This window comes from Brachybacterium sp. p3-SID957, from assembly GCF_025144775.1.
GTDB classification, from domain to species: Bacteria; Actinomycetota; Actinomycetes; order Actinomycetales; family Dermabacteraceae; genus Brachybacterium; species Brachybacterium epidermidis.
Genome location: NZ_JALXKT010000009.1, coordinates 55,825 through 74,418, shown reverse-complemented (window position 1 = coordinate 74,418; position 18,594 = coordinate 55,825). Strand labels below are relative to the sequence as shown.

Annotated in this window: 19 protein-coding genes; 15 read left to right on the top strand and 4 right to left on the bottom strand. The window is 71.5% G+C overall.

Features of this window, described 5'->3' with window-relative positions; translation table 11 throughout:
• Window positions 1-33: 33 nt before the first annotated feature.
• Window positions 34-546: an inorganic diphosphatase gene (locus tag M3B01_RS03545; protein WP_193866062.1), complete on the bottom strand. Its 513-nt coding sequence runs from the start codon at window positions 544-546 to the stop codon at window positions 34-36.
• A gap of 68 nt (window positions 547-614) precedes the next feature.
• Between M3B01_RS03545 and M3B01_RS03540 the strand changes: the two genes are divergently transcribed.
• The 15 genes from M3B01_RS03540 (at window position 615) to M3B01_RS03470 (ending at window position 15,153) form a co-directional block, all read left to right on the top strand.
• Entirely contained in the window at window positions 615-2,015 is a 1,401-nt protein-coding gene (locus tag M3B01_RS03540) for a D-alanyl-D-alanine carboxypeptidase/D-alanyl-D-alanine-endopeptidase (RefSeq protein WP_259789473.1), read from the top strand.
• Window positions 2,015-3,097 (top strand): tRNA lysidine(34) synthetase TilS, encoded by a 1,083-nt coding sequence (gene tilS / locus M3B01_RS03535; protein WP_259789472.1) that lies wholly within the window; start codon window positions 2,015-2,017, stop codon window positions 3,095-3,097. The genes M3B01_RS03540 and tilS overlap by 1 nt, the downstream gene beginning before the upstream one ends.
• 53 nt (window positions 3,098-3,150) lie before the next feature.
• Window positions 3,151-3,696, top strand: coding sequence for a hypoxanthine phosphoribosyltransferase (hpt, locus tag M3B01_RS03530; protein WP_259789478.1), 546 nt, complete (start codon window positions 3,151-3,153; stop codon window positions 3,694-3,696).
• 1 nt (window position 3,697) lies between these two features.
• Window positions 3,698-5,785: an ATP-dependent zinc metalloprotease FtsH gene (ftsH, locus tag M3B01_RS03525; protein WP_259789470.1), complete on the top strand. Its 2,088-nt coding sequence runs from the start codon at window positions 3,698-3,700 to the stop codon at window positions 5,783-5,785.
• A gap of 1 nt (window position 5,786) precedes the next feature.
• Entirely contained in the window at window positions 5,787-6,350 is a 564-nt protein-coding gene (gene folE, locus M3B01_RS03520) for a GTP cyclohydrolase I FolE (RefSeq protein ID WP_259789468.1), read from the top strand.
• A 4-nt stretch (window positions 6,351-6,354) separates the two neighbouring features.
• The gene (folP, locus tag M3B01_RS03515) at window positions 6,355-7,254 is read left to right on the top strand and encodes a dihydropteroate synthase (RefSeq protein WP_259789466.1); all 900 of its coding nucleotides are present in this window, start codon (window positions 6,355-6,357) and stop codon (window positions 7,252-7,254) included.
• Window positions 7,251-8,195, top strand: coding sequence for a 2-amino-4-hydroxy-6-hydroxymethyldihydropteridine diphosphokinase (gene folK, locus M3B01_RS03510; protein WP_311203193.1), 945 nt, complete (start codon window positions 7,251-7,253; stop codon window positions 8,193-8,195). Before folP ends, folK begins: the two co-directional genes overlap by 4 nt.
• Window positions 8,192-8,701, top strand: coding sequence for a DUF3180 domain-containing protein (locus tag M3B01_RS03505; protein WP_193866056.1), 510 nt, complete (start codon window positions 8,192-8,194; stop codon window positions 8,699-8,701). Before folK ends, M3B01_RS03505 begins: the two co-directional genes overlap by 4 nt.
• Before the next feature lie 117 nt (window positions 8,702-8,818).
• Window positions 8,819-9,496: a PH domain-containing protein gene (locus M3B01_RS03500; RefSeq protein WP_259789464.1), complete on the top strand. Its 678-nt coding sequence runs from the start codon at window positions 8,819-8,821 to the stop codon at window positions 9,494-9,496.
• Window positions 9,493-11,139, top strand: coding sequence for a PH domain-containing protein (locus tag M3B01_RS03495; protein ID WP_259789462.1), 1,647 nt, complete (start codon window positions 9,493-9,495; stop codon window positions 11,137-11,139). Before M3B01_RS03500 ends, M3B01_RS03495 begins: the two co-directional genes overlap by 4 nt.
• Complete coding sequence (locus M3B01_RS03490; protein ID WP_259789460.1) at window positions 11,136-12,071, top strand: Rossmann-like and DUF2520 domain-containing protein; 936 nt, start codon at window positions 11,136-11,138, stop codon at window positions 12,069-12,071. Before M3B01_RS03495 ends, M3B01_RS03490 begins: the two co-directional genes overlap by 4 nt.
• Window positions 12,068-12,952, top strand: a complete 885-nt coding sequence (panC, locus tag M3B01_RS03485; protein WP_259789458.1) for a pantoate--beta-alanine ligase — start codon at window positions 12,068-12,070, stop codon at window positions 12,950-12,952. Before M3B01_RS03490 ends, panC begins: the two co-directional genes overlap by 4 nt.
• 44 nt (window positions 12,953-12,996) lie before the next feature.
• Window positions 12,997-14,523 (top strand): lysine--tRNA ligase, encoded by a 1,527-nt coding sequence (gene lysS, locus M3B01_RS03480; protein ID WP_259789456.1) that lies wholly within the window; start codon window positions 12,997-12,999, stop codon window positions 14,521-14,523.
• Window position 14,524: 1 nt separating this feature from the next.
• On the top strand, window positions 14,525-14,728 hold the full coding sequence (locus M3B01_RS03475; protein WP_259789454.1) for a hypothetical protein: 204 nt from the start codon (window positions 14,525-14,527) through the stop codon (window positions 14,726-14,728).
• 92 nt (window positions 14,729-14,820) lie between these two features.
• Window positions 14,821-15,153 carry an Lsr2 family protein gene (locus M3B01_RS03470; protein ID WP_259789452.1) on the top strand — a complete coding sequence of 111 codons (333 nt, stop codon included), beginning with the start codon at window positions 14,821-14,823 and terminating at the stop codon, window positions 15,151-15,153.
• Between the two features lie 103 nt (window positions 15,154-15,256).
• On the opposite strand, the gene M3B01_RS03465 is transcribed toward M3B01_RS03470, so the two are convergent.
• Genes M3B01_RS03465 through M3B01_RS03455 form a run of 3 tightly spaced genes read right to left on the bottom strand, consistent with a single transcriptional unit; the run spans window position 15,257 to window position 18,587 of the window.
• Window positions 15,257-16,240 (bottom strand): aldose 1-epimerase family protein, encoded by a 984-nt coding sequence (locus M3B01_RS03465; RefSeq protein ID WP_259789451.1) that lies wholly within the window; start codon window positions 16,238-16,240, stop codon window positions 15,257-15,259.
• Window positions 16,237-16,977 carry an LUD domain-containing protein gene (locus M3B01_RS03460; RefSeq protein WP_259789449.1) on the bottom strand — a complete coding sequence of 247 codons (741 nt, stop codon included), beginning with the start codon at window positions 16,975-16,977 and terminating at the stop codon, window positions 16,237-16,239. Before M3B01_RS03460 ends, M3B01_RS03465 begins: the two co-directional genes overlap by 4 nt.
• Window positions 16,974-18,587, bottom strand: a complete 1,614-nt coding sequence (locus tag M3B01_RS03455; protein WP_259789448.1) for a lactate utilization protein B — start codon at window positions 18,585-18,587, stop codon at window positions 16,974-16,976. The genes M3B01_RS03460 and M3B01_RS03455 overlap by 4 nt, the downstream gene beginning before the upstream one ends.
• Window positions 18,588-18,594 lie beyond the last annotated feature (7 nt).

Below are 18,594 nucleotides of genomic sequence, written 5' to 3'. Positions count from 1 at the left end.
GCGCCGCCGGTGTACCCGGGCGGCGGATGCCGCTCAGACCTCCTGGGTGAACTCGTTGGCGTGCTCGGTGCCGGCGGCGCGCTGGTACGAGCGGCGGATCTCCGCCTCGGCGTCGGAGCGGCCCTCCCAGTGGGCGCCCTCCACGCTCTTGCCGGGCTCGAGGTCCTTGTACACCTCGAAGAAGTGCTGGATCTCCAGGCGGTGGAACTCCGAGACGTCGGTCAGCTCCTGACGGCGCACCTGGCGGCGGTCGCCCACCGGCACCGCGATGATCTTGTCGTCACCGCCGGCCTCGTCGCGCATGCGGAACATGCCCAGGGCGCGGCAGCGGATCAGGCAGCCGGGGAAGGTGGGCTCCTCCAGCAGCACCAGGCAGTCCAGTGGGTCGCCGTCCTCACCGAGGGTGCCCTCGATGAAGCCGTAGTCGTCCGGGTACCGGGTCGCGGTGAACAGCATCCGGTCCAGGCGGATGCGGCCGTTGTGATGATCGACCTCGTACTTGTTGCGGTTCCCTCGAGGGATCTCGATGGTCACGTCGAATTCCATGACGCCTGCTCCGTTGCGGTCCAGCCCTGAGGGCACTGCTGCTGACCGGGACACTCTATCGTGAGGGGATGCCCACCGAGCGACTGTGGCGAGCCGCCGCCATCACCCTGTGCGCTGCCGTGCCCGTCAGCTTCTACGTGATCGGTGACGTGACCGACGCCTTCCCCGGGGTGCTCACCGTGGCCGACGAGGAGGAGGGCCCCGCCTCCGGCCCTCGCGCGCAGGGGGAGGACTACGACCGCGTCACCGCCGCCGCCCCCATCCCGCCCGTGGCACCGGAGGTCCCCGATGCCCAGGCCCAGGACCTGCAGGCCCGCATGGACGCGCACGCCGCGCTGCCCGTCGTGGACGGCAACCTCTCCTACGCCGTGGTGGACGCCGGGACGGGAGAGCAGCTGGCGGGCCGGGACGCCCACACCGTCCATGTCCCCGCCTCCACCCTCAAGCTGCTCACCGCCGCCGCCGTGCTGCGGCAGTACACCGGGACCGAGGTGCTCACCACCCGCGCCGCCGTGCAGGACGGCACCGTCACCCTTCAAGGCGGCGGGGACATGACCCTGAGCGAGGACGAGCTGCGCGAACTCGCCGACGGCGCCGCCGAGCTGGCCCGTGAGCAGGACACCACCTCCGTCACCGTGGCCCTGGACACCGGGATCCTCACCGGAGGCGCCAACCCGGCCTGGGGGGACAACGGCACCGACGGCGGGTGGGTGACCCCCACCGCCTCGATCGCGGTGGACCGCGGCTGGCTCGACGGCACCCAGTACGGGCCCAAGTCCACCGATCCCGCAGGTGATGCGGCGCGCCTGTTCGCGAGCATGCTCACCGAGGCGGGGCTCGAGGTGCAGGGCGAGGTGAGTGCGGGCACCGCACCCGAAGGGGCTCCGTCCGTACAGGTGGAGTCCGAGCCGATCGTGGACATCGTGCGGCACACCCTGCTGATCTCCGACAACACCACAGCCGAGCTCCTGGCGCACCTGGTGGCGCTCCAGCGGGGCGAGGAGACCACGCCCCAGGGTGCGGCAGCCGCCGTCGAGGCCGAGATCCGCGAGCTGGGCGTCGAGCTGGGCCTGCCCCAGCAGGACCTGGACGCCCTGCAGATCCTCGACGGCTCCGGCCTGTCCCGCGACAACCGCGTGCCCCCGGCGCTGCTGGCGGCCGTGATGGGCCAGGTGGCCTCCGGGGAGGTCGCCGGTCTCGAGCAGATCCTGTTCGACGTCCCCGTCGCCGGTCTCTCCGGGACCCTGGCCGACCGCTTCGACGCGGCCGGCACCCAGGACGCCCGCGGCATCGTGCGCGGCAAGACGGGCTACCTCGGCGGGGCCGCGACCCTGGCCGGGGTGGCCGTGCTGCCGGGTGGCCGCACGGTGGGCTATTCGATCGTGGTGCACGGGTTCGAAGGGTCCAGCGCCCTGGAGGCCAGGGCTGCCGTCGATGCCGTGACCGCCGAACTGGTGCAGGAGGACTGATGGCCGGCCCTGCGCCCGTGATCGCCCGTGCCCGCACGGCCGTGCGCGTGAGCCTCACCTCCCGTCTCGAGGAGCTCGCCGACGACACCGCCGCCGGCCGCCACGCGCCCCGCCTGCTGGTGGGCGTCAGCGGGGGAGCGGACTCCCTGGCGCTGCTGGCCACCACTGCCTGGGTGGCCTCCCGCATGGGCCTGGAGGCGGAGGCCGGGATCGTCGACCACGGCCTGCAGGAGTCCTCCGCACGGGTCGCCGAGCGCGCCGGCGCCCAGGTCGAGCGACTGGGGGCCACCGCCCATGTGCTGCGCATCGAGGTTCCGGACCACGCCCCCGGTGGCCTGGAGAACGCCGCTCGGGACGCTCGTCACCACGCTCTCGAACGGCTCGCGGAGGAACGGGGCTCCCTGGCCCTGCTGCTGGGGCACACCCTGGACGACCAGGCCGAGCAGGTGCTGATGGCCCTGGCTCGCGGCGCCGGCCCCAGGGCGCTGGCAGGCATTCCCCGTCGGCGCGGCCTGCTGCTGAGGCCGTTCCTGGGCAGCGGTCGCGACGAGACCACCGCACTGCGCCGGGCGGACACCGAGCAGATCTGCCGCCTGCTCGACGTGGACTTCTGGCAGGACCCCATGAACAGCGACCCCATGTACCTGCGCTCCCGGGTCCGGCATCGCCTGATGCCGCTGCTGCGGGAGGTGCTGGGCGAGCAGATCGACGAGAACCTGGCGCGCTCGGCCGACCTGGTGCGGCCGGACTCGGAGCATCTCGATGCCGAGGCCGCGGTGCTGCTGGAGGGCCTGCGCCGCGATGCGGCACCCACCCGTGAGGAGGACGACCTGCTGCTGCTGGACGTGCACGCCCTGGCGGCGACGCCCGAGCCGCTGCGCACCCGCGTGCTGCGTGATGCCTCACGCCTGGCCGAGCAGATCGCGGCCACGCCGTCGGGCAAGTCCCTGCTGCGCCGGCAGGTGCTCGCGATCGACGCCTTGGCCGTCAGATGGCACGGTCAGGCTTCCGTACCGCTACCGGGTAGGATCGAGGTCGCTCGCCGCGACGGCCTGCTGGTGTGGCGCCGCAACGATCCGTGAGCCGCGGCGCACGCACCCCACCCGAATCCACGGAGGAGACCAGCGTGCCTCTCATGCACCCCCATCCCGACGTCGATCACGTGCTGCTGACCGAGCAGCAGATCCACGACCGGCTCGACGAGCTCGGTGCCCAGATCGCCGCGGACTATGCCGAGGAGCCCCCGATCCTGGTGGGCGTGCTCAAGGGTGCGGTGATGGTGATGGCCGACCTCGCCCGCCGCATCGACCTCAAGGTCGAAATGGACTGGATGGCCGTGTCCTCCTACGGCTCCGGCACCAAGTCCTCCGGGGTGGTGCGGATCCTGAAGGACCTCGGCACCGACATCTCCGGACGCGACGTGCTGATCGTCGAGGACATCATCGACTCCGGCCTCACCCTGAAGTGGCTGCTGTCCAACCTCCGCTCGCGCGGCCCGCGCAGCGTCGAGGTGTGCACCCTGCTGCGCAAGCCCGAGGCCGCCCGCGTGGAGATCGACGTGCGCTACGTCGGCTTCGACATCCCGCCGGAGTTCGTGATCGGCTACGGCCTGGACTACGCCGAGGCCTACCGCAACCTGCCGTACGTGGGCGTGCTCAAGCGCTCGGTCTACGAGGGCTGAGATGGCAGAGAACACCGGCAAGAGCGCCAAGCCTGCCAAGAAGAGGCGGCCGGGCGCGGGCATCGCGCTGTGGATCATCCTGGCGCTGCTGCTGGGCATGACCCTGTTCTCCCTGCTGGGCCGCGACGGCTTCCAGCAGATCGACACCGAGCAGGGCCTCGAGCTGCTCGAGGGCGGCACCGTCGAGCAGGCCAAGATCATCGGCGGCAACCAGCAGCGCGTGGACCTCGTGCTCACCGAGGACTTCGTCGACGGGGAGGACAACAAGGGCAAGCAGGTCCGCTTCAGCTACGTCACCGCACGTGGCGAGGCGATCGTGCAGGCCGTCGAGGATGCCGAGCCCGCCAAGGGCTACACCGACGAGATCGCCTCCAGCTCCTGGTGGACCACCCTGCTGATCTCCTTCCTGCCGTTGTTGCTGTTCTTCGGCCTGTTCTGGTTCCTGATCATGAATGCGCAGGGCGGCGGCCGCGCCATGCAGTTCGGCAAGTCCAAGGCGAAGCTGTTCAACAAGGAGGCCCCCAAGGTCACCTTCGCGGACGTGGCCGGGGCCGAGGAGGCCGTCGAGGAGCTCGACGAGATCAAGCAGTTCCTGGTGGACCCGGGCCGGTACCAGGCCGTCGGCGCCAAGATCCCCAAGGGCGTGCTGCTGTACGGCCCGCCCGGCACCGGCAAGACCCTGCTTGCCCGCGCCGTGGCCGGTGAGGCCAACGTGCCGTTCTACTCCATCTCCGGCTCCGACTTCGTGGAGATGTTCGTGGGCGTGGGCGCCAGCCGCGTGCGCGATCTGTTCAACACCGCCAAGGAGAACGCGCCGGCGATCATCTTCATCGACGAGATCGACGCCGTGGGCCGCCATCGCGGCGCCGGCATGGGCGGCGGCCACGACGAGCGCGAGCAGACCCTGAACCAGATGCTGGTGGAGATGGACGGGTTCGACGAGAACCAGAACGTCATCCTGATCGCCGCCACCAACCGCGTGGACATCCTGGACCCGGCCCTGCTGCGTCCGGGCCGGTTCGACCGCCAGATCGCCGTGGAGGCCCCGGACCTCAAGGGCCGCCTGCACATCCTCGGCGTGCACGCCAAGGGCAAGCCCCTCGCGCACGACGTGGACCTCGAGGCCGTGGCCCGCCGCACCATCGGCATGTCCGGTGCGGATCTGGCCAACGTGCTGAACGAGGCCGCGCTGCTCACGGCCCGCTCCGGCAACCAGATCATCGACAACCGCGCCCTGGACGAGGCCATCGACCGCGTCTCCATGGGGCCCCAGCGGTACTCCAAGGTGATGACCGAGCGGGAGCGGCAGATGACCGCGTACCACGAGGGCGGCCACGCCCTGGTGGCCGCGGCCCTGAACAACTCCGCCCCCGTCACCAAGGTGACGATCCTGCCGCGCGGCCGTGCCGGCGGCTACACGATGGTGGTGCCCACCCAGGACCGCAACTACCAGTCCCGCAACGAGCTGCTGGACCGCCTGGCCTACGCCATGGGCGGCTACGCGGTGGAGGAGAGCATCTTCCACGACGTCACCACGGGCCCCTCCAGCGACCTGCAGAACGCCACCAAGATCGCCCGCACCATGGTGATGCAGCTGGGCATGAGCGAGGCCGTCGGCCAGGTCGCCCTCTCCGGCGATCAGGACGAGGTCTTCGTCGGCATGCAGCAGGGTCAGGCGCCCCGCTTCAGCGGCGAGACCGCGACCCTGATCGACCAGGAGGTGCGCAAGCTCCTGGACAACGCCCTGGACGAGGCCCACGCGGTGATCGTGGAGAACCGTCACGTGCTGGACCGTCTGGTGGAGGAGCTGCTGGAGAAGGAGACCCTGGGTGAGCGCGAGCTCGCCGAGGTGTTCGCCGACGTGAGGAAGCGGCCCCTGCGCGAGGTGTGGCAGTCCAGCGAGGACCGTCCCACACTGGAGGCCCCCAAGGCCGGGGCCACCACCACGGCTACCGGGGCGGAATCCTCCGATGCGGGTGAGCCGCTCACCCCCGGTCCGCCCGAGCTGCCGCACCCCGGTGGTGACGGTCCCGACATCCCCGGTGCCCCCGGTGCGCAGGGCCCGCTCGACGGGCCGACGGGCGCCTGAGATGGCCATCGACCAGCAGCGCATCGCGGCGGCCGTGCGGGAGATCCTCGCCGGGCTGGGGGAGGACCCGGAGCGGGACGGTCTGCGCGAGACGCCCGCGCGGGTGGCCCGGATGTACGCCGAGGTGTTCCAGGGCCTGGAAGAGGATGCCTCCCAGCCGCTGTCGACCACCTTCGACATCGACCACCAGGAACTGGTGCTGGTGCGGGACATCCGCTTCCACTCGATGTGCGAGCACCATCTGCTGCCGTTCTTCGGCGTGGCCCACGTGGGCTACATCCCCGGCGGTGGCACGGTGACCGGTCTGAGCAAACTGGCCCGCCTGGTCCACGTGTACGCGCGGCGCCCCCAGGTGCAGGAGCGCATCACCACCCAGATCGCCGATGCACTGATGGACCAGCTGGGAGCCGCCGGAGCGATCGTGGTGATCGAGGCCGAGCACATGTGCATGTCCATGCGGGGGGTGCGGGCCGATGGCGCCCGCACCGTCACCAGCGCCGTGCGCGGCATCCTGCGTGACAGCGCTACCCGCGCCGAGGCCATGACCCTGATCAGCCGGGGCTGAGCCGATGACGGGGGCTGAACCGATCGCAGCAGGTGCGCCGACGCAGCGGCGTCGGCCCGCCGGTCTGCCCTCGCAGCTGGACGGGCAGGGCACCCTGGTGATGGGCATCCTCAACGTCACACCGGACTCCTTCTCCGACGGCGGCGAGCACAGCGGTGCCGCCGAGGCCGTCGCTCACGGACGCCTGCTGGCCGCTCAGGGTGCGGCGATCATCGACGTGGGCGGGGAGTCCACCCGTCCCGGCGCGGACCGCGTGGACGAGGGCGAGGAGCTGCGTCGCGTGGTGCCCGTGGTGCGCGCCCTCGCCGGCGACGGTCACGTGGTCAGCGTGGACACCATGCGGGCCTCCGTCGCTGCCGCCTGCGTCGAGGCCGGTGCACTGATCGTCAACGATGTCTCCGCGGGACTCGCCGATGCCGAGATGGGCCGGGAGGCCGCCCGGCTGCGCACACGCCTGGGCACCCCGCCGGTGTTCGTGGCCATGCACTGGCGCGGGCACAGTGACGTGATGACAGGCCTGGCCGACTACGCGGACGTGGCGCGCGACAGCGCCGCCGAGCTCGCCGAGCGTCTGCACGCACTGCGGGAGGCCGGGGTGGAGGACCGCTTCCTGGTGGTCGACCCCGGGCTGGGCTTCTCCAAGACGGGCGAGCAGAACTGGGAGGTGCTGGCCCACTGGGAGGCGATCGCCGAGCACGGGCTGCCGATCCTCATCGGGGCCTCCCGCAAGCGCTTCCTGGGGACGCTGGACGTGGACCGGGATGCCGCCACCGCCGCCGTCAGTGCTTACAGCGCCGAGCACGGAGCCTGGGCGGTGCGCGTCCACGAGGTCCCCGGCAGCCTCGCCGCCGTGCGGGTGGGGGACCGGCTGCGCCGTTCCAGGGCCGCGAGGAGCCGACGGTGACCGGACAGGACGCACCCGGCGCAGAGCCCGCACGACCGGGCGCTGAGCAGGCTCGCCTCCGCGGCGCGGGCGAGCTCGACGTGATCGAGCTGACCGGTCTGCGCGGCTGGGGCCACCACGGGGTGCTGGAGCAGGAGAAGCAGATCGGCCAGGAGTTCGTGGTGGATGTGGCCCTGGGCCTGTCCACCGGCCCCGCCGGCCGCACCGACGCCCTGTCCCGCACCGTGAACTACGCCGAGATCGCCCAGCTCGTGCAGAGGGAGATCACCACCGGCGCTCACGACCTGATCGAGACCCTCGCCGAGCGCATCGCCTCCCGCGCGCTCCAGGCGCATCCGTTGCTACGGCGCGTGCAGGTCACCGTGCACAAGCCCTCCGCCCCCGTGGGGATCCCCTTCGAGGACGTCCGGGTGAGGATCACGCGCCACGCGTCTTCCGTCGAGGCCGTGCTGGCCCTCGGCACCAACCTGGGGGACCGCCCGCAGCACCTCCAGCGCGCCCTCACCGTGCTCGAGTCCACCGACGGCCTGGAGATCGCGTGGACCGGACCGGTGCTCGAGACCGATCCCGTGGGCGGTCCCGAGCAGGGCGCCTATCTCAACTCCGCGATCGGCGTGCACACCGTTCTGGGGCCCTTCGAGCTGCTGGCCGCCGCGCAGTCCGCCGAGCGCCACGCCCGGCGCGAGCGGCGCGAGCACTGGGGCCCGCGCACGCTGGACGTCGACGTGATCACCTACGGTCCGATGCGGCTGGAGGACCCGGAGCTCACCCTCCCGCATCCCCGCGCCCATGAGCGCGCCTTCGTGCTCGCTCCCTGGCACGCGGCCCGCCCCGAGGCCGAGCTGCCCGGGCACGGCCCCATCGGCGACCTGCTCGCGGCGGCGGCCGACCGCGACGGACTGCGCCCCGGGCCCGCCGTGGAAGGATTCGACCGGCCGTGAGACCGCTCAACATCCCGGTGCTGGTCGTCATCGCCGTGCTGGCCGCCGTGTTCGGCGCACAGATGATGAACACCCTGGCGGCGCGCGGGCACTCGGTGCCGGTGACGGGTTGGCTCACCGCAGGGGTGCTCGCCATCCTGAGCGCCGTGCTGCTCGCGTACGGACTGCCGCTGCGGCGCTACATGCAGGAGAGCGAGGAGCGCTCCCTGCACCCCTCGCTCGCGCCGCGCAGGCACCAGATCGACCTTCCCACCGCCTTCCGCACCGTGCTGCTGGCGCGGGCCTGCGCCTACACCGGGGCCCTGGTGGGTGGGATCTTCACCGGTCAGGCCCTGTTCCTCCTGGTCAGCGGTACCGGTGACCCGTGGGACGCTGTCCTTCCCACGGCGGCCGCGGCGGTGGCCGGTCTCGCACTGGGCGTGCTCGGCGTGCTGGTGGAGCGGTGGGGCAAGCTTCCCCCGGAGGACGGTGACGGCGGTGTCGAGGGCGCCGAGGCGAGTGGCTGACGGCGGCGCACCGGACGAGCGGTCGATCCGCTCCCGGTGAGAGATCGACCAAATGCGGGTGAGGTGGCCGACCTGCGGCGGAGGTCCACGAGCGCTCCGAGTGCGACCATGGATGCCATGAACCAACCTCTTCGCGAGTTCGTCGAACCGCCGGAGTCGCAGCTGCAGGTCCCGGTCGAGACGCAGCGCGGCCCCGCCCCGATGCCGCAGGTCACCGAACGCCGTCTTCAGGCCGCGCAGAAGCCGGAGCCTCGTTCTGAGCCACCGGATCGCGAGCCGTTGGATCCTCCGGCCCCGATCGTCACCGACGACGGCCCCCGCATCGGCGCAAGCGGGCTGAAGCCCGTCTCCCCGAAGCTGATTCCCGCTCGCTACATCGCAGGCATCCCCGGGTACGTGATCGGGGTGCTGATGATCGCCGCCTGCCTGGTGCTGTGGTGGTGGCAGGGCTGGTGGTGGCTGGGCCTGATCGCCGTGATCCCCGCCATCACCGTGGTGCAGGGGCTGCTGTTCACCCCGCGCCGGGTCCGCGCCATCGGCTACCTCGACGGTGAGGACGAGCTGATCGTCGCCTCCGGACTCATGTTCCGCAATGTCGTCACCGTGCCGTACGGCCGCATCCAATCGGTGAAGATCGACGAGGGACCCGTGGACCGCTCTTACGGCCTGGCCAAGATCAGCTTCACCACCGCCGCAGACGCGGGCGTGACTCTGCCGGGCCTTCCCAAGGAGGAGGCCGAGCGGCTGCGCGAGCTGCTCACCCGCCGCGGCATCGACACCATGGCGGCGCTGTGACCGCCCCCGGCACCGAGCCGATAACCGGCCCGGGGACCGAGGCGACCGCCGGCCCGAGCCATCAGACCACCATCGGCCCGGACGACAACCCGGCGACAGGCTCCGAGGCAGCCACCATCGCGCACCGCCGCACCCACCCCATCACCCCGCTGGTGACGGGCTGGAAGATCGTGGTGGGCATCGTCGCTGTCCTCACCGCCCAGAACATTGCGCGACTGGCCGGCGACTTCACCTGGGGTCGCGCCCTGGCGGCGCTCGGCATCCTGGCCGTCGCCGTGGTGATCGCGGTGGCGGCGTCGGCCCTGTCCTGGTGGTTCACCACCTATGCGGTGGACGAGTCCGGGGTGGCGCTGCACAAGGGGCTGCTGAGCAAGTCCCGCGAGTTCGCCCCCCGCGAGAAGATCGAATCGGTCACCGTGGAACGCCCGTTCCTCGCTCGCCTGCTGGGCCTGTCCAAGGTGAGGGTGGAGGTCGCCGGGGGAGGGGAGTCCTACCTCGACATCGAGTACGTGCGTGCCGCGGACGCCGAGGAGCTGCGCACCCGCATCCTCGCGGTCGCCGCCGGGGTGGACCCCCGGCAGGTGAACGCCGCGAGCACTCCGACGGTCCCCGGGGATCTGACGGACGCGGACCAGGTGCCGTCGGCCGACGGCGCCCCGCCGGCCAGCGCCCCGCCGGCCAGTGCCCCTGACCCGCTGCGGAAGCTGCTGAAGGGCGAGGTAGAGGACGGTGAGCTGATCGCCGAGATCCCCACCCAGCGCCTGGTCCAGTCGCTCGTGCGCGACGCCGACTTCCTGCTCAGCATCGTGTTCGGCATCATCGGCGGGATCGTCGCCATCGGGCTGGGCATCTGGCAGGGCGGCTTCGCCTTCGCCTCCCTGATCGCGCTGCTGCCGGCGCTGATCGCCCTGCCCAAGTACGTGTTCGGTCGGATCGAGGGTGGCTGGGGCTTTGTCTCCCGCATCACCGACCGGGGCCTGCGGATGCGTCGCGGTCTGCTGAACACCCGCACCGACAACATCGCCACCGGCCGCATCCAGCGCTTCGCCCTGAAACGGCCCCTGCTGTGGCGCTCACCCGGCTGGACCTCCGTCAGCGTCACCGTGGCCGGCATCGGCGACGACAGCAACGAGGCCTCCAGCGTTCTACCTGTCGGCACCCGCGAGGAGCTGTGGCTGACCCTCGGGCACCTCGCACCCACCCTGGGCACCGCCGACGACATGGCCACCCTCGAGCACCTGCTCACCGCCCCCGCCCGCGACATCGACGGGCTGCGCGCCCCGCATCGCCTGCAGTGGTATTCCCGCCGCACCCAGGTCGTGGTACTGCTGCCGGGGGTCCTGATCCAGCGCCACGGCCTGCTGGCCCGCAAGCTCGTGATCATCCCCCGCGACCGCATCCAGCAGGTCGCGATCGAGGACGACCCCTTCGCGCGTCGACTCCGGTCCCTCGATCTCAAGGTGGGGGTGGCCGGTCACACGGAGACCATCGGTGACCTGCCCCGTGAAGCGGCCCGACACCTGCACGCCGTGCTGGCCCACGATGCCGCCACCTCCCGTCGCTACAGCGACCGCTCCACCTGGCGCGAACCCGCCCTGGCGCTGTCGGCGTCGTCAGGCGCCGGGCAGGAGACCGGGAGATGAGCGCCCCGCGCCTGGGGATCGGGGTGATCGGCGCCGGCAGGGTGGGTGCCGTGCTCGGCGCTGCCCTGCGCGCCGAGGGGCACGGCATCACCGGTGCCTACGCCGTCTCCGACGCCTCCCGCGCCCGCGCCCAGGAGCTCCTTCCCGGGGTGCCCCTGCTGGATGTGCCCGCCATCGTGGAGCGCAGCGAGATGCTGCTGCTGGCCGTCCCGGACGACCAGCTGGGGCCGCTGGTCAGCGGGATCGCCACCACGGGACTGGCCCCGGGAGGGCAGCTGGTGGTGCACACCTCCGGCAGCCACGGCATCGGGGTGCTGGCACCCCTGGCCAGGGCCGGCTGCGCCACCCTCGCGATCCATCCCGCCATGACCTTCACCGGAACCCGCGACGACCTGGCCCGCCTGGTGGGCTGCCCGATGGCGATCACCGCGGAGCAGGCATTCCTGCCCGTCGCCGCCGCGCTGGTGGTCGAGCTGGGCGGGGAGGCCACCGTGCTTCCCGAGGGCGATCGGCCGCTCTACCACGCAGCCCTCGCCCATGGCGCCAACCACCTGGTGGTGCTGGTGGACCAGGCTCTCGATGCGCTCTCGCGCCTGGGGATCGACAACCCCGGAGCCTATCTGCGCCCCCTGCTGGAGGCCGCCCTGGACGAGTCCCTGCGCCGCGGCTCCGCGGCCCTGACCGGACCCGTCGTCCGCGGCGACGCCGGAACGGTGGCCGCCCATCTGGAGGCGCTCGGGGATCTCGATGCCACCGCGGTGCGCGGTGCGCGCGGTGACACCGCGGCGACGTATCGTGCTCTGGCACGGGCGACACTGGCCCGTGCGGGACTGGCCCCCGAGGCGGCACACGCGATCCAGCAGCTGCTGGATGCAGCCGCGCCCGATGCCGGCGAGGGCCCGGACCAGGACGCAGCGACGGAGGATCGATGACCGAGACCGGGAGCAACCGCACCACCACCGTGGTGCGCACCAAGCAGCATCTGCGTGAGCGCCGCGCCGCCATGGACGGCACGGTCGCGGTGGTGATGACCATGGGGTCGCTGCACGAGGGGCACCTGATGCTCATCGAGCGTGCCCGCGAGCTCGCCGACCACGTGATCCTCACCGACTTCGTCAATCCCCTGCAGTTCGGGCCCGACGAGGACTTCGACGCCTACCCCCGGGACCTCGAGGGTGACCTGGCGATGGTGGACGGCATGGTGGACCTGGTGTTCGCTCCCGCCACCGATGAGATGTACCCGACGCTGCCGCCGATGGTCAGCGTCACCGCGGGCGAGATCGCCACCCTCTACGAGGGCGCCTCCCGGCCCGGCCACTTCAACGGCGTGGCGACCGTGGTCACCAAGCTGCTGAACCTCACCACTCCCGACATCGCCGTGTTCGGTCGCAAGGACGCCCAGCAGCTCGCCATCGTCCAGTCCCTGGTGAACGATCTCGACCTGCCGGTGCGCATCGAACCGGTGGACATCCAGCGCGAGCCCGAGGGCCTGGCCCGCTCGAGCCGCAACCTGTTCCTGAGCGAGGAGGGCCGGGGCCACGCCCTGGGGCTGTCCGCCACCATCGCCGCCGCACGGGAGGCGGCCCCCTCCCTCAGCGGCGTGCTGCGCGTGCTCGAGCAGGCGACGTCGGGGACGGCTCCGTACTCACCGCGCACCGCCGGGCTGCGCTTCGACTACGCCCTGGCCCTGGACCCGGCCACACTGCGACTGATCGCCCCCGACCACCGCGGCCCCACCCTGGTGATGCTCGCCGGCTGGGTGGACGGCACCCGCCTGCTGGACGCGGCTGTGGTGCAGACGACAGAGCCCTGAGGCCGAAGCGCACCAGTCGGCGAGGTTCTGAGACAATCGCCGCCATGAGTGCAGATCCCCAGACCCCCGACTCCGTCGACACCCCCGAGCCGGTCGACACGTCCGACCAGGTCGCGGTGCGCAGGGCCAAGCGGGAGCGGCTGCTCGAGCGCGGGGAGGAGGCCTACCCCGTCTCCGTGCCGGTCACCACCACGATCGCGTCCGTGCGCGAGCGGTACGGGCACCTCGAGGCCGGCCAGGAGACTGAGGACGAGGTCGGTGTGGCCGGCCGCGTCGTGTTCCAGCGCAACACGGGCAAGCTGGCGTTCGTCACCGTCCAGGACGGTGAGGGGCGGCGCCTGCAGATCATGCTGTCCCAGGCGAAGGTGGGGGCCGAGCGGCTGGCCGATCTGAAGGCCGATGTGGATCTGGGCGATCACGTGTTCTTCCACGGCACGGTGGGATCCTCCCGCCGCGGTGAGCTGAGCGTGTTCGCCGATTCCTGGCAGATGGCCGCCAAGGCAGTGCGCCCCCTTCCCGTTCTGCACGCGGAGCTCTCCGAGGAATCGCGGGTGCGCCGTCGTTACGTCGACCTGATCGTGCGGCAGGATGCGCGGGACACGGCCCGACTGCGTTCCCGGGTCATGCATTCCCTGCGCGCGTCCTTCCACCGCCGCGATTTCGTCGAGGTGGAGACGCCGATGCTCCAGGTGATTCCCTCCGGTGCGGCGGCGCGCCCCTTCGTGACGCATATGAATGCGTTCGATCTGGATCTGTACCTGCGGATCGCCCCCGAGCTGTTCCTCAAGCGCGCAGCCGTGGGCGGTATGGAGCGGGTGTTCGAGATCAATCGCAATTTCCGCAACGAGGGTGCAGATTCCACGCACTCGCCGGAGTTCTCCATGCTCGAGGCGTACCAGGCCTACGGGGACTACGACACGATCGGCGACCTCACCCGGGAGCTGGTGCAGGAGGCCGCCGAGGCGGCCACCGGCTCCCAGGTGGTCACCCTCGCCGACGGATCCGAGTACGACCTCTCCGGCGACTGGCAGAAGATCACCGTGTACGGCTCGCTTTCGGAGTCGCTGGGGCAGGAGATCACGCCGGAGACCACCCCGGAGCAGCTGCGCCAGGTGGGGCGCTCCCTGGGCCTGGACCTCGACCACCCCAAGTACGGCCACGGCAAGCTGGTCGAGGAGCTGTTCGAGCACCGGGTGGGCGATCACCTGCACGCTCCCACCTTCGTGCGGGACTTCCCGGTGGAGACCAGCCCGCTGGTGCGCGCCCACCGCTCCACGCCCGGCGTGGTGGAGAAGTGGGACCTGTACGTGCGCGGCTTCGAGCTGGGCACCGGGTACTCCGAGCTCGTCGATCCGGTGATCCAGCGCGAGCGCTTCGCCCAGCAGGCCGCGCTCGCCGCCCAGGGCGACGACGAGGCGATGCGTCTGGACGAGGACTTCCTGGAGGCCATGGAGTACGCCCTGCCGCCCACGGGCGGCATGGGAATGGGCGTGGACCGCCTGCTCATGGCGCTCACCGGGCTGGGCATTCGCGAGACCGTCCTGTTCCCGCTCGTGAAGCCGGAGGCGTGAGGTGGGTGAAGGATTCTGGTTCGAGGCCGGCGCGCTGGTGCCGTCGATCGGCGTGGGACTGCTGTTCTGGTTCGTGATCCGCTCCATCCTGAGGGCCGATCGCTCCGAGCGGGAGGCCGATAAACAGGCCGAGAAGGAATACCTGGCGCAGCGGCGCGCCCGTGAAAAAGGGGATGATGATCCCACCATTACATCCTCAGATTGATCTCAGCGCCGAAGGAATACATAATGAGCGAGCTGGCCGAACCGGCGCAGGGACGTACCGCCCCTGTTTCTAAACGACGAGGGAGAACCGGAATGGCGCGTAAGACCTACGTGGAACTGATCGACGACATCGACGGCGAGAAGGCAGCGGAGACGGTGAGCTTCGCCCTGGACGGCGTGGCCTACGAGATCGATCTGTCCGAGGACAATGCCGCCAAGCTGCGCGGCGAGCTGGGCACCTGGGTCGAGAAGGCCCGCCGGGTGGGCGGCCGCCGCTCCCGCGGCGCCGGCAGTTCCGGATCCGGCAGCTCGAACGACACCCCCCGCATCCGCGAGTGGGCCCGCTCCAACGGCTACGAGGTCTCCGACCGCGGCCGCATCTCCAGCGAGATCCGCTCCGCCTACTACGCGGCGCAGGGGAACTGACCGTCCCCGAGGCCAACCAAAGGCCCGTCACCATCCGTGGTGACGGGCCGTCGTCGTCGCGGCTGCCGAGCTGGCGCGCGCCACAGGCTCCGTGCCGGTGCGCTCACCAGCCCCGGATCGACCAGGATGCGGCGTGCTCGGCGCCGGGGGAGAGGCGCACCACGTCGGTCCCGGAGCGGAAGGCGTCCGGAGGGCAGGTCATCGGCTCGACCGCCAGCCCCACCCGGTTGTTCTCCGGCTCCGGACGGTCCGCCGTGTGCAGCTGCAGCCAGGTGCACTCGGCCCCGGCCGTGAGCTGCACGCCGGTCCCGCCCGGTGCGGTCACCCGCACCACGAACTTGCCGTGCTCGTCGCGCTCCAGGTCGGTGAAGGCATGGTCGATGGCCTGGTCACCGATCACGCGCGGCTGGGTGAAGTCGAACTCACCGCCGCGCTCCACCAGTGCGGTGCCGGTGGGCAGCAGGCGATCCGCGGTGACGGTGAGCACGGTGCCCAGTCCCGCCTGCAGGGACCACTCCTCCAGCGGCTCCGGGCCGGCCACCAGGTAGGGGTGGGGGCACACCCCGTAGGGGGCGTCCTCGGCCCCGAGGTTCCGGGCGGTGACGGTGCAGCTGAGCCCCGTCTCGGCATCCAGGGTGTAGCGCACGGTCATCAGCAGCTGGAAGGGGTACCCCGTGGTGGGCATCAGCTGGGTGCGCAGCACCACCTCGTCCTCGCCGACCGCTGCCGGAGTGTACGCCTGGAAGCACAGCAGGCCGTGCAGCGCATTGCCGCGCTCGACCTCGTTGATGGGCACCTGCAGCTCCTGGCCGTCCCAGGTGTACGCCCCATCGCCGATGCGATTGGGCCAGGGGGCCACCACCGCGCCGCGGTAGTGCAGCATCGGGCCCTGCTCCGGGCTGCGCACCAGCAGGTCGCGGCCATCGACGGTGAGGGACTCCAGGGTGGCGCCGACGGTGGAGACGACGGCGGTGTAGGGGCCCGCGCTGAGGGTCAGCTCCTCGCCGCGGGCGCGGGCGGCGGCCACGGGGGTCGCCGCAGCGGCCGGGGGCGTGGCGGCGGGTGTGGACGGGGAGGTCTCGCTCATCCCTGCTTCTCCTTCGTGCTCGGTTCGTCACCGGCGGGCTGCTCGGGCTCGATCAGCACCACCTCGAGGCGCCGCGGGCCGTGCACGCCCTCGACGCGGTCCAGCTCGATGTCGCTGGTGGCGCTGGGCCCGGAGATCATGGTCCAGGGCGCGCCGGGATCCTCGCCCATGCGCTCGATGCCCTTGGGCACCCCCAGCACCACCTGCTCGGCCCGCACCACCACCACGTGGCGATCGGGGACCAGGGTGATCGCGCGGCGACCGCACAGCTCGTCCCCGCGCAGCACCAGGGTGCCGGTCAGGGCGATGGCCGTGTGGCAACCGGTGAGCACCGCATCGACCTCGTCGAGCTGGTGCGCGCTGAGAGTCCCGTCATCGGTCAGCAGCTGCGCATCCAGGCGCTGGGTCCATTCCCCGGGGACCCCGCGGGGGACCACGACGCTACCGGCGCCGTCCAGGGCCTGCGCGATCGCCGCCGCGGCAGCGGGCTCGGTGGTGCGGTGCACCACCGTGGTGTAGTCCTCGAGTCGCTGCACCAGCACGTCGCGCACCTTGCCGGGATCGGTGCCGGTCTCCTGCTTGTCGTCCGCCCGCTGGTAGGTGCGCGGCACGTCGGCGTATGCGGTGACGTCATCGCGGCGGGGTGCGGCCAGCGCGGTGCGCACGCGCGCCAGGATCTCCTCCTTGGCGCTCATCCCCGGGGTGCGCGCGGGGCGGCGGTCGTCCCAGGTGCTCATGCTTCCCCTCCGTTCTGCGCGGTGCGGTCGGCGCCGCCCCCGGAGCGCGGGGTCTTCGGCTGCTCCGGCTCATCGCGGGCACCGGGCTGCTGATCCCTCGCTGCGCTGTGCTTCTCCCTGGCGGCCCACCACGAGCGGAAGGACTGCCCGGGATGCGGAAGGTCCCGGTGGTCCGTCCACCCGGGCACCAGGGGAAGCACACCGGGCAGGCGACCGATGTTCTCCCCGGGGAGCACCCGGGAGAGGGGACCGGCCGAGCGCACCGCGGCATCGTAGGCCCGCGGGGAGGACATCAGGCGGCCGGCACCCTTCATGGCCACGTCCCAGGTGCCGCGGAACTGCCCCCGGGCCTCCCGGCGCTGATCGACTTCCTTGGCCCGCAGGTGCACCAGGATCGAGGGGATGTCGATCTTCACGGGGCACACGTCGTAGCAGGCCCCGCACAGGCTGGAGGCGTACGGCAGGGTCGCGTTGGGATCTTCCGGATCGCTCACCCCGGTCATCTGCGGGGACAGGATCGCCCCGATCGGGCCCGGGTAGGTGGAACCGTAGGCGTGGCCGCCCGTGCGCTGGTACACGGGACACACGTTCAGGCAGGCAGAGCAGCGGATGCAGTGCAGGGCCGAGCGGCCCTCGGGGTTCTCCAGCACCGCACTGCGGCCGTTGTCCAGCAGCACCAGGTGGAACTCCTGCGGGCCGTCCCCCTCGGCCACCCCGGTGAACAGGGTGGTGTACGGGTTCATGCGCTCACCGGTGGAGGAGCGCGGCAGCAGCTGCAGGAACACCTCGAGGTCCTGGAAGCTGGGCACGATCTTCTCGATCCCCACCACCGAGATCAGGGTGCGGGGCAGGGTCAGGCACATGCGGCCGTTGCCCTCGGACTCCACCACCACCAGGGTGCCGGTGTCGGCCACGGCGAAGTTCGCACCGGAGATCGCCACGGACTGCTCCATGTCCAGGAACCGCTCGCGCAGGAACCGACGGGCGGCACCGGCCAGGGCAGCCGGGTCGTCGGTGATCTCGGGGTCGATGTCCGGCATGGCCTGCAGGAAGATCTCGCGGATCTGGGCGCGGTTGCGGTGGATCGCGGGGACCAGGATATGGCTGGGGGCGTCCCCGGCCAGCTGCACGATCAGCTCGGCCAGGTCCGACTCGATCACGCGCACGCCTGCGTGGGCCAGCGTCTCGTTCAGGCCGATCTCCTGGGTGGCCATGGACTTCACCTTCAGCACGTCCTGGGCGCCGCGCTCGAGGGTGAGCCGGGTGACGATCTCCCCGGCCTCCTCGGCGTCACGGGCCCAGTGCACGGTGCCGCCGGCGGCGGTCACGGAAGCCTCCAGCTGCTCCAGCAGCTCGGGCAGGTGATCGGTGACGTGCCACTTCAGGGCGCTGCCGGCATCACGCAGCTTCTGCCAGTCCCGCATCTCCCGCACCACCGAGGCGCGCTTGGCCTGGATGGTGGCGGTGGCGTAGGTGAGGTTGCCCCGCAGCACCTCGTCCCCCAGGGCGTCCCGTGCGGCGGCGGGGAAGCCCCGGGTGCCGCGCAGGTGCGAGGAGGGGGAGGCGTGCTGGGGTCGCACGGACGGCATCCCGAGGTCGACGGTGTCCATGCGGCCC